This is a genomic window from Nocardia fusca NBRC 14340, from assembly GCF_001618425.1.
GTDB classification, from domain to species: domain Bacteria; phylum Actinomycetota; class Actinomycetes; order Mycobacteriales; family Mycobacteriaceae; genus Nocardia; species Nocardia fusca.
Map to the genome: position 1 here is coordinate 201,041 of NZ_BDCU01000017.1, position 13,481 is coordinate 214,521.

The following is a 13,481-nucleotide window of genomic DNA, read 5'->3' on the forward strand; positions in this document are numbered from 1 at the left end:
CCTCGCCCCGGATCATCCGGGCAGGAACGCCAGGGCGATGCCGGAGGCGCCGCTGGCCACGATCGCGCCGAGCAGGCTCATGAGCACCCCGTGCGAGGCGTCGTTCATCGCCAGATCGCCTTTGAACGTCAGCCACAGCTTTCCGGCCGAAACGATCATCCACGCCAGACAGCCCATGAGAACGAACCAGAGCAGCCAGTTCAGCAGCTGCATCAACGGTTCCAACACTTCGGCCGGCATCTGCTTGTACGCCAGAACACCGGCCGCCCCGACCAGATCCATTACAACCTCACGTTCCGATGACGGCGTTCATGATCGTGCCGGCACTGGTCGCGACCACGCCGCCGATCATCGCTCCGGCCACCATCTTCGGTGACTCCAGTCCACCGCCGGTCCATTTCTCCCACGCGAACTTGCCGCCCGCGTAGATGATGCCGCAGATCCCGGACAGCAGGACGAACCAGGTGAGGTAGCGCACCAGCTGCAGGATCTTCTCCGACCCGGGCGGAGCCTCGGGCGTCGGATTGCCCACCTGAGCCACCACAACGGTGTCGTAGGCCTGGTGAACGGCGAGAAGTACGGTGCTCATCGGGTGCCTTTCTCGATAGCTGAGGTGCAACATTCGGTCCGCGCGAGCGCGGGGAGCACGACACGGAATACGTGCTCGACGGCGGCGATCACGGCATCACTCCTCTACGAATCTCGATCGGCCCCGAGTGGGGGCGGCCTCCGATTCCTCCAGCGCGGCCCGGGCGGCCGCGACGATTTCCGAACCGAGTTCCCTGATGTCCAGGGGAACCTCGTCGAGTGGGTCGATCCGGCGGCGGCGCTGCGGCGAGGTCGCGACTCCCGGCGTCCACACCGGCAATTTCTCCGGTTCGACCAGCGTCCACTCCTCGTACCAGGGCACCTGCCAGACCTGTCCGGCCAGTGAGGCGACCACATCGCGGTAGCGCCGGATCTCCGGCGCCATCCGGCCCGGACGCGCCGCCACCGTGATGAGGCCGAGAACCTGGCTGGGCCCGGCGAACCCCGAGTGGTGCTGGCGCAGCAGATCGTGCGCATGGGTCAGTCCGGCGATGGTCTCCCGCGCCACCAGCACGACGAACGGCGATTCCCGTTCGAAGACACCGGGCCAGCGCCGGCCCGAATCCGCGGCCGGCGCCAGGACATGGGCCAGCGAACTGGCGCCGGCGCCGCCGTGGACGCCCAGCAGCCACACCAGCGGCGCACGACCGGCGCCCGGAACAGGACGGTCCCAGACCGCGGCGCGACGTGATTCCGGCGGTGGTACCACTCCGGCCACAGCGTTACGGTCAGGTCGACGAGGAAGATTCATAGCAAGGGACATAATGCCTCCCTCGAAGGCGCTACCTGTAGTCCGCGGAGCCCGGAGCCAAGGCGGAGGGGTCGCATCATGATGCCTCCCTCCGCGTTCCGGATGGCCTGCGGAGTCACCGAAGGGGCAGAGACCGCATGATCCCGCCCGCAGGACGCGACACACGGTCCGCGACGGCCGGATCCTTGACGGAAGGATCGCAACACCATGCCTCCCCCCGAGAAGTTCCGGACGGCCCGCGGAGTCAACGAAGGCGCAGCGACCCCATGATCCCGCCCGCGGGACGCAACACACGGTCCGCGACGGCCGGATCCTTGACGAAGGGATCGCATCATGATGACATCCCGGCGAGTAGGCGCTCGTAGGTCTGCCGCGTCTCGTCGGCGAGTGCGACGTGACGCACCAGTTCGCCGCGTGCCAGATGCGGGTCGTAGGGCACCTCGACGATATCGCGGACCCAGCCGGCCAGATGTTCCCGCAAATGGTCGGCTACCCGCGAATCGGCGCCGCGCTGCTGATGGGATACCACGATGGTGGTGTCGCCGACGATCCCGCCGCCCATGGGTTCGGAGGAGTCGCCGTATTCGTCGTCGAGCCATTCGAGGGTCACCCGCAGGCGGTTGGCCGCGTCGACCCGCGCCGGGATGGTCAGGACCAGCGCGACATCCGCGTCGTCGAGCAACGGCCGCAACTGCCGGCTCGCGATCGGGTTCCCGCCGTCGTAGACGCCGGTGTATCCGGCCTGGTCGACCGCCCGGGCCACGGTGAGATAGCTCGCGCGGCGGCGCAGCGGCGCGGCGTCACGCCACAGCAGGCCGATTCCGGAGGTGGCCCGGGACATACAGTCCTTCAGCGGGGCCGGCTCGTCGTCGCCGCGGCCGTACAACCACTGCTGCATGCTGATCGGGTGCAGATGTTCGTCGGCGCCGCGCAGGGCCAGATCACCCCCGGCCGGGGTGGCGTCCACCGCGACCGTGGCGGTCCCCGCGAGACCGAGTTCACCCGCCAGCCCGAGCGCGGTGGTCGTGGTGCCGGCGCCACCGCAGCCGCCCACCACCAGGATCGGCCGGGGCTCGCCGGCCGCACGGGTCCGGGCGCCACCCGGCAACCGCACCACCCGCGCCTTCCGGTCTCCGTCTCGCCCGTCCATCGCCTCGGCGTCCGGTGCGGTGTCGAGCCAGCGGCTCCAATCCTCTCCCATCGCAGCACTCTCCTCTATCCGGCCGAGATACCCGTGATGAGGGTGCGGCCGTCGATCACCGCGGTGGTGACCGTTTGCCTGCTGTAGGTAGCGGGCTCGCCACCGGGCCGGAACTCGGTGACCTCCACCGTGTACCGGCCATCGGCCACGGTCACGATCTCTACGCAGTGCGCGGTGCCGGGCGCCACGCTGTCGATACCCGCCTGGATCACCTCGGCGGAGGACACCGGAGCGTCGGGTGCGACCGCGGCGCGCGCCGCGGCGCCGGAACGCTGCACGTAGTAGGCGTATTGGAAGCGCAGCACGGCGTCGGGCCCGGAATTCGTGCCACCCGGCCCCGCGCCGCGCACCACCTGCGCGGTCTGTTCGGCCGGACACGCCGCGGCGCCGGGATCGGCGCCGGCGCTCCCGGCGGTGAAGCGCAGGCCCGCGCCCCCGTCGGGCGCGGCTCCGGGGCCGGCGGCACCGGGCGTGCCCGGCGCCAGCAGGTACAGGACCACGGCGGCGGCGATACCGAGCAGCACCACGGCGGCGAGGAGTACTCCGGCGGTGCGGCGCCGGCGGGCGCCGTTCTCGGCCCCGATATCGCGGAGCCGGGCGGGGGTACGGCCGATCCGCGCCGGTTCGGTGAGTTCCTCGTCGTCGGCCCAGGGAAACCGGACCAGGTCCGCGTCCCGCTCGTCGCCGGGCGCGTCCACCCAGTCCGACCAGCCACCGGTGAATTCGGTGCGCCGACCGGACAGTTCGGCGGGCGCCGGATCGGGCCGGGCTGTCGCGCTTCCGGCCTCGGCGATGTAGTCGGGGTACCTGGCGGGGCCGTCGTCGTCGGCCCCCGGGACGGTCTCGCCGCCGGACTCCGGCGCGCGGGGCGGCACATCCGTGTCGCGCGCCCCCTCCGGCTCCAGCGGACCGTACCATCGATCGAGCTTTTTGTAGGACTTCAACATTCCCCCATTCCCGTGGCGCCGGGCGCGTGATCTGGCATCATCGATCCCTCTCGGCGATCAGTTCACGGAGAACGAGTCGGTTTCGGTTGTACGGGGTGTTGGAGTGGTGGTCACCGGACCCTCCGGGGCACCATTGTTCACTCCTGTCCCAAATGGGAATTGTCCCGTACCGGAGGGAGCGGGCGCAGGCGACGCGCCGGGACCGGCCCCTGAGAATCCGTTCGGAGCGGGAACTCCGCTGTCCGGCATGCTCGGGACCTGCGGTATCGCCTTCTCCGCGACGGGTTCGTTGCCGCTGCCGTGTACCGCGGCGAGATCCCGCGCGGCCGCGGCGAACCAGTCGGCGATGAAGCGGGTAGGCGCCTCACCGGTGGCCGAAATGGCCGCATTGCCATAGGCCTGGTGCCGCTGGATGGTGTCCCAGTAGCGCACCCATGTCGTGGTGTCGAGCAGGGCGTGGTTGTCGGTGATGTTGTCGACGACCGCGTCGAAAGCCTGACTCACCAACCGGATACCGGTGGTGGGCGGAACGAGCTGCGGAACGGCGCCCAGCAGTTTGACTCCCAGCATCAGCAGCGCCGCCGGGGGATTCGCCAGACCGGCGGTGGCCAGCTCGGCGATCGCCGTGGGGTTCAGCACCGTACGGACGACGGTGACCACCGCGTTCAGCCCGATCATGCCCACTTTCAGCAGAGCTCGCATGGCGCCCGGAATATCCAGCGGGGTCCGCGGATCGGCGGCATCGGCCAGCCGTTCGGAGATCGACTTCTTCGGCGAGATGTTCAGCGTCGCCAGCGAGGTGCCCTGGATGTCCTCGTTGACCACCTTGGTGGCCGTTTTGATCGAGGTGAACGCCAGGGCCTGGGCGATCGAGGTGAGCGAGGCGATCGGATCGCCACCGCTGAGCTTCATCTGCCCTACGACACCCGCCACCGCCTTGAGGATCGGCGCGCCCTCTGGGGCATCGCAGGCGAGATCGCCCGCGGCACAGAAACTGGCCACCCGCCCGGTGAGCGCACCGAAATTCTCCGCGGTATCCCGGTCGGGCGCGATACCGCCGCCGGTGGCCGGCGTCTGGTTCAGCGCCGCGATATGCCCGATCTCGGTGCCCTCGGTACCGGGCGCGGGGTCGGGGTTGGCCTTACCCGGCGCACCGGGAAACAGCGGGGCTCCGGCGTTGCGGGTCGGGTCACCGATCAACGCGACGGCGGCGACCTTGTCGGCGGGAAGGCCGCCCTGCCCCTGGCCGACCTCCTGCGCGAACACCGAGGCCACATGCGCGCCCTGCGAATACCCGACGATCGCGAAGCGGGTCTCCGGGCAGCGCTGCGCCACCGAGCTCGCCATACTGCGCAGCCTGATCAGGCCGCCCTTCACCGAATCCGAATACGGTGTGGCGCTACCGCCGTCGACTCCGCCGAAGCTGGACTCGTACGGCACGTACGCACGCTCGACCAGCCCCTGGTCGGGCGCCGCGGCCATGAGCGGGCGGAAGACGGTGGACAGCATGCCGGTATCGGTCGTGGGTGCGGCATCCGGCGAGGATTCACCGGTGCCCTGGATCCCCAACGCGTACAGTGCCGGACACGAGGTCACCGCGAGTTCGGTCGACGGGCCCGCCGGATTCGGCGGTTGAGCGTACGCGGGAGCGGCGAGTGTGCCCGCTGCCGCCGTCGCCACAGCGACGGTGAATGCGATCAGCATCCCCGAGAATCTTGTGCATCCAGCCATAGCGACCCGCAATCAGTCCTACCGCAGTTACCGAGCGCGACGAAACGCAGTAAACGGTAACAGATTCCGGCTATGACCGCTGAAGCGCCGAAGAGTTTACGCGACCCGCCAGCACGACCCGGACGTGACACGGCGCGCCGAAGCCCGAACGTTATATTCTTCCGGCAACAGCAGAAGGGCTGGCAAGGCCCCGAAACACGCCAGGGGACACCCCTCTTCCGGACTCGGCGAAGGACAGAATCCGCAGGAGACACACCCGGTCACCACGGGGAACACGGAACCACCGGCCGACGTCTGCGCACCGCTCGGCCGCCGCGAACACCGCCGCGGACGCACCTGGACACAAGCCCGCGGCCACGGCGGACGCGCAGGCACCCGGAAAGACGACGACCCCAGCGGACGCGGGGGACGCTCAGGCGGCGGAGGTCACCCGGTACACGTCGTAGACACCTTCGACATTGCGGACAACATTCAGCAAATGCCCGAGGTGCTTCGGATCACCCATCTCGAAGGTGAATTTACTGATCGCCACGCGGTCTCCGTGGGTGGCCACCGACGCGGACAGGATGTTGACCTTCTCGTCGGCGAGCACCTTGGTGACATCGGAGAGCAGCCGGGTGCGGTCCAGCGCCTCGATCTGGATGGCCACCAGGAACACCGAATGCGGCGACGGCGCCCACTCCACCTCGATGATGCGTTCGGACTGGGCGCGCAGCGAATCGGCGTTGGTGCAGTCGACCCGGTGCACACTCACCGACCCGCCGCGGGTGACGAAACCCATGATCTCGTCACCCGGTACGGGGGTGCAGCATTTGGCCAGCTTCGCGACGGTCCCCTCGGCGCCGGGGATCAGAACGCCGGCATCGCCGGTGAGCCGCTGCCGCGACGGTGTGGTGGACGGCGTGGACCGTTCGGCGAGTTCGTTCTCGACATCGCCGATTCCGCCCAGCTGGGCCATCAGCCGCTGCACCACATGGTGCGCGGAGACCTGATGTTCGCCGACGGCGGTGTAGAGCGCGGAGATATCGCTGTAGTGCAGTTCGTGGGCGACGGCGGTCATGGCGTCGACGCTCATCAACCGCTGCAGCGGTAGTCCGACGCGGCGGACCTCCTTGTTGATCTGTTCCTTGCCGCTTTCCAGTGCCTCTTCGCGACGCTCCTTGGCGAACCACTGCCGGATCTTGGCCTTCGCGCGCGGCGAGACGACGAAGGTCTGCCAGTCACGGCTGGGCCCGGCATTGGGCGCCTTGGAGGTGAAGACCTCGACGACCTCCCCGTTCTCCAGCTGGCGTTCCAGCGCAACCAGCCGCCCGTTGACCCGGGCACCGATGCATTTGTGCCCGACCTCGGTATGCACCGCGTAGGCGAAATCCACCGGAGTGGACTTCTGCGGCAACGTGATCACATCACCCTTCGGGGTGAAGACGAAGATCTCGGGCGCCTTGAGGTCGAAGCGCAGCGATTCCAGGAACTCCGCCGGATCCGCGGCCTCCCGCTGCCAGTCGAGCAGCTGCCGCATCCAGGCCATATCGTCGACCTCGGCGGCGTCGCCGGAATGGCGGCCCTTGGTCTCCTTGTAGCGCCAGTGCGCGGCGATGCCGAATTCGGCGGTCCGGTGCATATCGTGGGTGCGGATCTGCACCTCGAGCGGTTTACCGTCCGGGCCGACCACCGTCGTGTGCAGCGACTGGTAGACGCCGTAGCGGGGCTGGGCGATGTAGTCCTTGAACCGCCCGGCCATGGGCTGCCACAGCGAATGCACCACACCGACGGCGGCGTAGCAGTCGCGCACCTCGTCGCACAGGATCCGGATACCCACCAGGTCGTGGATATCGTCGAAATCCTTCCCCTTCACGATCATCTTCTGGTAGATCGACCAGTAGTGCTTGGGGCGGCCCTCGACGGTGGCGGGGATCCGGGACGCCGCGAGGGTGTTGACGATCTCCGCGCGCACCTTCGCGAGATAGGTGTCACGTGACGGCGCGCGGTCGGCGACCAAGCGGACGATCTCGTCGTATTTCTTGGGATGCAGGATCGCGAACGCGAGGTCCTCCAGTTCCCATTTCACGGTGGCCATACCCAGCCGGTGCGCCAGCGGCGCGATCACCTCGAGGGTTTCGCGTGCCTTCTTGGCCTGCTTCTCCGGGGGCAGGAACCGCATGGTGCGCATATTGTGCAACCGGTCGGCCACCTTGATCACCAGGACACGCGGGTCGCGCGCCATCGCGATGATCATCTTGCGGATGGTCTCGGCTTCCGCCGCGGCGCCCAGGTTCACCTTGTCCAGCTTGGTGACACCGTCGACGAGGTGGGCCACCTCGGAACCGAAATCCGCGGTCAGCTGTTCGAGCGAGTACCCGGTGTCCTCGACGGTGTCGTGCAGCAGGGCCGCGACCAGGGTGGTGGTGTCCATCCCCAGCTCGGCCAGAATGTTCGCGACGGCCAGCGGGTGGGTGATGTACGGATCACCGGATTTGCGGAACTGGGTCGCGTGCCGCTCGTCGGCCACATCGAATGCCCGCTGCAGCTGAGTGAGGTTGGCCTTCGGGTACAGCTCGCGGTGTACCGTCGCCAGCGGCTCGAGCACCGGTTTGACGGCCGGAATGCCACGCTGACCGGTCATCCGCCGGGCCAGCCGGGCCCGTACCCGGCGCGACGCCGAACTGGGTACCGCGCCGGAGGGCCGGACACCGTCGGATTCGGGCGCGGTCTCCGGGCGCGCACCGGCGGCAGGGGCAGGGGTGGCGGCACCGTTCGACTGCGAACCGGACGTCTGCTCGACATTCGCCTCGCCCAGATGCTGAGTCATGCCACCACCTCTCCGTGCCGCGGCAGATCACCGCAACGTTCCAGACCACCAACTTTAACCCCCACAGCACCGTGGGAAACCCCCGCCGCAACACCATCGACATGGATCGATATCCCCGGCCACCCGGGGGAACGCCCGATCGCACCCCGGCGCTCCCCCGGCGGCGCGGTCCGGGGTCATTCCACCAGACCTGCCGGGGTCAGTTCCAACTGCCGGGTGACCCCGATCTCGTCCAGGAACCGCTGATCATGACTCACCACCAGCAACGCTCCCTGATACGCGGCGAGCGCCTGCGTCAGATGGCCGAGACTCACCAGGTCGAGATTATTGGTGGGTTCGTCCAGTATCAGCAGGCCGGGCGCGGGATTGGCGAGCAGCAGGACAGCCAGCGCGGCCCGCAGCCGCTCGCCGCCGGACAGGGCGGCAGCGGGCACATCGGCGGCGGCACCACGGAACAGGAAGCGGGCGAGCTGGGCGCGGATCCGTTCCGGTGCGGCGTGCGGGGCGGCGTCGGCGACGTTGTCGTATACGGTCCGGTGCTCGTCGAAGATATCGAGACGCTGCGGGAGCAGCCGCCAGGGCACCCGAGGCGGTTCCGCGGTGATCCGCCGCAGCAGCGTGGTCTTCCCCACGCCGTTGCGGCCGGTGATCGCCAGCCGCTCCGGCCCCCGCACCGCGAGGGACACCACCGGACCGTTGGCCAGTTCCACCCCGTCCAGCTCGAAGACCTCCTGCCCGGGATGCAGGCGCGTACCGGGCAGATCGACGCGGATCTCGCGGTCGTCGCGCAGCATCTCCTCGGCCTGGTCCAGCCGTTCCTCGGCGTCCTCCACTTTCTCCAGATGGTTGTTGCGCAGTTTGCCCGCCGCGACCTGCGCCTGCCGTTTGCGCTGGCCCATGATGATCTTCGGTTCGCGCTTGTTCTCGAACATCTTCTGCCCGTACCGCTGCCGCCGGTCGAGTTTGATCCGGGCCTGCACCAGTTCCCGCGACTGTTTGCGCACATCGCTGCGGGCCTCCCGGATCGCCGCCCGCGCTGTCTCCTGCTCCTGTTCGACGGCACGTTCGTAGTCGCTGTAGTTGCCGCCGAACACTCGCAGCGCGCCGCCGCGGAGTTCGGCGATGGTGTCCATCCGCTCCAGCAGCTCGCGGTCGTGGCCGACCACCACAACCGTCCCGGTGAACTGTGCGACCACCTCGTAGAGGCGGGCACGGGCGGCCCGGTCGAGGTTGTTGGTGGGTTCGTCGAGCAACAGCACATCCGGTTCGGTCAGCAGTTGTGCGCCCAGGCCGAGCAGTACGGTCTCACCACCGGACAGCGTCGCCAGGCGGCGGTCCAGCTGCTGTACACCGTCGGCGAGGTAACCGAGTCCGAGCCGGCCGAGCATCGCCACCGCGCGTTCTTCGATATCCCACTGCGTTCCGACGACCTCGAAATCGGTGTCGGCACCGCTACCGGACTCGATGCGATGCAATGCTTTTCGGATCCCGGCGATACCGAGTACCTCGTCGACGCGCCGGCCGACGGCGAGCCCGAGATCCTGGCGCAGATATCCCAGCTGCCCGGTCACCGTGATCGACCCGCGGGCGGGCAGCAGATCACGCGCGACCAGCCGCAGCAGAGTGGACTTCCCGGCGCCGTTGGCTCCGACGAGACCGATATGGCCCGCGGTGAGCACGGCGTCGAGCCCGTCGAACACCGGAGTCCCATCCGGCCAGGTGAACGAAAGATCGGAAAGAGAAATATCGGCCATGGCTGCCCCTGGAGGTATCGATACGAAGACGACGCGCAGAACGCGGGCCGCACGAGCGACTACCTCACGAGAGCAATGGCAGCTCCGATCCTCGGGAACAAGACTCCCGCGACGATACGCGCCGGCCACCCCGGACGCCAGCACATTACGCATCGGGTCACATTTCGGCCCCCGAGCCGCGTGGCCTACACGGTGACGATCGATGTGACCGGGTACTCGCCCTGCCGGTCCCGGCCGCGCAGCGCCTCGATCTCCAGCACGACCGCGGCTGCCACCACCTCGGCGCCGGCAGCGGCGAACAGATCGGCGGCCGCGGCCAGCGTGCCGCCGGTCGCCAGGACGTCGTCGAGCAGCAGGACACGGCGGCCCGCCAGCGCCACGCCGGTGGCCGGAATCTCCAGCGCCGCCGTACCGTATTCGAGTTCGTACTCTCGCGTGATCACCGGCGGTGGGAGTTTGCCGCGCTTACGGACGGCCAGCACACCGGTTCCCAGTGTGGTGGCGACTCCGGCGCCGAGGAGGAAGCCCCGGGCATCGACCCCGGCCACCAGATCCGCATCGGGCACCAGCGCGGCCAGACAGTCGACCACCGTGCGGAAGCCCTGGGGATCGGCGAAAACCGGAGTGAGATCGGCGAATCGGACCCCCGGCTCCGGGAAGTCGTCGGCCCAGCGGGTGTATCTGCGCACCAATGCGGCGGCCTCACCGGATCGTTCGGCCACCGCGTCCGCGGGTTCGACCGCCGCATGCTTGCTCATCACACCTCCATGATCGGCTACCGCGCAGCTCAGCGCTGCAGGACCCACTGGTCCATATTCCAGCCGGATCCGGCCCGGGTGGGCCCCGCGACGGCGTTCTGCAGCCCACCGCCGAAGGCGATGGTGCGCGGGGTCGCGAACAACGGAACGCTCGGCAGCTGCGCCCACAAAAGGTTCTCCGCCTCGGCGAGCAGATTCAGCTGATCCGTCGAGTTCTCGTCGGCCGCAAGCTGATCCGTGATCGCATCGTAACGGCCGTTTCGGAACTGACCGACATTGAGTCCACTGCCGCTGCGCAGTCCGCTCACCGCGGCGATACCGTCGAGCGAACCCGCCGGACCGGGCAGTCCGCCGGGTCCGCCGAGAACCGCGTCCACCGCGCCGCCGGCCAGCTGCGCGGCGCCGAAGTCCGGGGTGCCGGCGTCCTCCACGGTGATCCCGGCCTGCCGGCAGGAGTCGGCGATCATCGATACGGTGCGCGCGCGGCGGGCATCCGGGGCCAGATAGCCGATACGGACGGTGAGCTGCTTCTTCCCGGACTCGGCGAGCGCGGACTTCGCCCCGGCCACATCACCGTCGGCGAATGGATCGGCGGCGCCGGTCACCGCCGGGTAGAACGGCGAATCCGGCTGCACCGTCCGCGAATCCGCGAGACCCGAGCCCAGCCCGGTCTCCGGTGCCTCCGCCATCCGGCCGAGCTGGTCGAACAACGCCTGGCGGGGCACACACAGCGCGAACGCGCGTCGCGCGGCATCGGTTTCGAAGACTCCGCCGGTGCCGAGCACCAACTGCTCGACCCCGCGGCTGGGCTGCTGTTCGACCGCGAACGCGTCCAGGTTCAGGTCCGGCAGCGAGCCCGTACCGATATCGACCACCGAGACCGAACCGTCCTCGATATGGGCGGCGAGGTCGGCGGGTTTCGGGTACACCACGATCCGGCCCGTGGCGGGTGCGTCACCCCACCAGCGTTCGTTGGCCACCAGGACCAGTCCGTTGTCGAGATCGAACGATTCGATCCGGTACGGCCCGGAGGACGGGAACGCGGTGATATCGAGATCACCGGGCGCCAGATTCCACCCGGTGTTCCAGAACTGGGCCAGCCGGTCCAGGGCGGGCCGGTCGTCGTTCTGGACGGCGGCGACGATATCGGGCACATTCGCCGCCTGGGTCGCCACATGCGCGGGCATCAGTTCGCCGGCGCCGAACAGGGTGCGCCAGGGCGCGTAGCGACGGCCCGGCCGGAACACCACGGTGCCGTCCTTGGATCCGGGCTGGCACTCCACCCGCTCGATATCCTCGTAGCCGGCCGTGCTCGCCGAATCGAACCCGGGAAACCGGCCGCTCCGCGCGGCCCAGGTGAACACCAGGTCGTCGCACGAGGTGGGGACACCGTCGGAGTAGACACCCGCGGGGTTCAGCCGGTACTGGATGGTCTGCGCCTCCCCGGGCACCTCCTTGGCGGACCCGGTATCGGTATCGGCGATCGGCTGCCCGTCGGGGCCGGTGTAGAAGAAGCCGGTGAGCACCCGGCCGAACACCGCCTGGGCCGCGGCCGCCCCGGCGGTGGTCCCGCCGTTGTAGCTGGTGACGGTGGTGTCGACGGCGTAGCCGATCGACGGCACCTTGTCCTTGCCGGAACATCCGGCCGCCAGTCCGGCCGCCGCGGCCGTGGCCGCGAGCAGCGCGATCGTCCGGAGCAGAGATGAGTGTCGCATCGAACTACCCCTCGTCTGTCAGTGCCGCCTCTGTCGTTTTCCGGTGGGGCGGGCGCCGGGCGGAGGCCCGCCGGGCCCGGGCCTGCGTGGGTTGCGCTGATTCGGATCCTCGGGTGCGCCCACGGGGCGCCGGCCGGGGGCTGCCGCGGTCCGTTCGGCACCGGGGACGGGCCGTCCGCTCGCCGGCGCGGCGCGGCGCGCGTGCACCTTCTTCGTATGCGCCGCCACCGGGCCCCAGCGTTCCTTGATGGATACCAGCAGCGGAGTCGCGAAGAAGATCGACGAGTAGGCGCCGACCACGGTACCGACGAGCTGCACCAGCGCCAGGTCCTGCAGTGTGCCGACCCCCAGCATCCACACCGCGATCACCATCAGGCCGATGATGGGCAGCGCGCCGATGAGGGTGGTGTTGATGGAACGCATCAGGGTCTGGTTGATGGCCAGGTTCGCCTGTTCCCCATAGGTGCGCCGGCTCGTGTGCAGCACCCCGCGGGTGTTCTCCTCGACCTTGTCGAAGACGACGACCGAGTCGTAGAGCGAGAAACCGAGGATGGTGAGCATGCCGATCACCATCGCGGGGGTCACCTCGAAGCCGACCAGCGAATACACCCCGGCCGTGACCAGCAGGTCGAAGACCAGGGCGGCCAGCGCCGCCAGGGCCATATCTCGTTCGTAGCGGATACCGATGTAGATGCTGACCAGTACCAGGAACACTGCCAGCGCGATCAGCGCCTGCCTGGTGATCTGCCCGCCCCAGGTCTCGCTGACATCGGAGGCGCTGATGGCATTGCGGCTCGGGTTCCCGCTGTCGTCGCGCGGCTGGAACTCGTCGAACAGCGCGGTCTGCAGGGCACCGAGCTGTTCGGCGTCCAGTGTCTCCGAGCGGATCAGGATGGTCTTGCCCTCGCCGGTACCCACGGTCTGCACCGATTCGGGTTCCGAACCGATGGTGTCGCTGTAGACCGTCTCCACCTGCTCGGTGGTGACATCACCGGCCGGCAGCTGGATACGGGAGCCGCCGACGAAATCGATACCGAAGGTGAAACCGCGCACCGCCATGCTGACCAGGCAGACCAGCACGACCCCGGCGGTGATCAGGTACCAGCGGCGGCGGTTGCCGACCACATCGAGTACACCGGTGCCGGTGTAGAGGCGGTTCAACCAGCTGTGCCGGGCGCCGGAGGGGCGCGGCGCGGCGGGTTTGTCCATCGTCACGGGGCTGTTCAT

11 protein-coding genes are annotated in these 13,481 nt (G+C 68.8%); all 11 read right to left on the reverse strand.

The annotated features are described in order from the left end of the window. Window positions 1-12: 12 nt before the first annotated feature. Complete coding sequence (locus tag NF4_RS07350) at window positions 13-282, reverse strand: hypothetical protein (RefSeq protein WP_030521531.1); 270 nt, start codon at window positions 280-282, stop codon at window positions 13-15. A gap of 7 nt (window positions 283-289) precedes the next feature. Then, complete coding sequence (locus tag NF4_RS07355; RefSeq protein WP_039825607.1) at window positions 290-589, reverse strand: hypothetical protein; 300 nt, start codon at window positions 587-589, stop codon at window positions 290-292. A gap of 96 nt (window positions 590-685) precedes the next feature. Continuing rightward, window positions 686-1,306, reverse strand: a complete 621-nt coding sequence (locus tag NF4_RS07360; protein ID WP_439956742.1) for a hypothetical protein — start codon at window positions 1,304-1,306, stop codon at window positions 686-688. A gap of 364 nt (window positions 1,307-1,670) precedes the next feature. Continuing rightward, window positions 1,671-2,540, reverse strand: a complete 870-nt coding sequence (locus NF4_RS07365; RefSeq protein WP_063126525.1) for a MinD/ParA family ATP-binding protein — start codon at window positions 2,538-2,540, stop codon at window positions 1,671-1,673. Between the two features lie 14 nt (window positions 2,541-2,554). Beyond that, window positions 2,555-3,487, reverse strand: a complete 933-nt coding sequence (locus NF4_RS07370) for a DUF8176 domain-containing protein (protein ID WP_063126526.1) — start codon at window positions 3,485-3,487, stop codon at window positions 2,555-2,557. Window positions 3,488-3,544: 57 nt separating this feature from the next. Then, window positions 3,545-5,191 (reverse strand): cutinase family protein, encoded by a 1,647-nt coding sequence (locus tag NF4_RS07375; RefSeq protein ID WP_063126527.1) that lies wholly within the window; start codon window positions 5,189-5,191, stop codon window positions 3,545-3,547. 439 nt (window positions 5,192-5,630) lie between these two features. Further along, window positions 5,631-8,027, reverse strand: coding sequence for a RelA/SpoT family protein (locus tag NF4_RS07380; RefSeq protein ID WP_063126528.1), 2,397 nt, complete (start codon window positions 8,025-8,027; stop codon window positions 5,631-5,633). Window positions 8,028-8,203: 176 nt separating this feature from the next. Next, complete coding sequence (locus tag NF4_RS07385) at window positions 8,204-9,781, reverse strand: ABC-F family ATP-binding cassette domain-containing protein (RefSeq protein ID WP_063126529.1); 1,578 nt, start codon at window positions 9,779-9,781, stop codon at window positions 8,204-8,206. Between the two features lie 185 nt (window positions 9,782-9,966). After that, entirely contained in the window at window positions 9,967-10,539 is a 573-nt protein-coding gene (locus tag NF4_RS07390) for an adenine phosphoribosyltransferase (RefSeq protein ID WP_063126530.1), read from the reverse strand. 29 nt (window positions 10,540-10,568) lie between these two features. Next, window positions 10,569-12,254, reverse strand: a complete 1,686-nt coding sequence (locus NF4_RS07395; RefSeq protein ID WP_063126531.1) for an ABC transporter substrate-binding protein — start codon at window positions 12,252-12,254, stop codon at window positions 10,569-10,571. Window positions 12,255-12,272: 18 nt separating this feature from the next. Beyond that, window positions 12,273-13,481 carry a protein translocase subunit SecF gene (gene secF / locus NF4_RS07400; protein ID WP_084532926.1) on the reverse strand — a complete coding sequence of 403 codons (1,209 nt, stop codon included), beginning with the start codon at window positions 13,479-13,481 and terminating at the stop codon, window positions 12,273-12,275.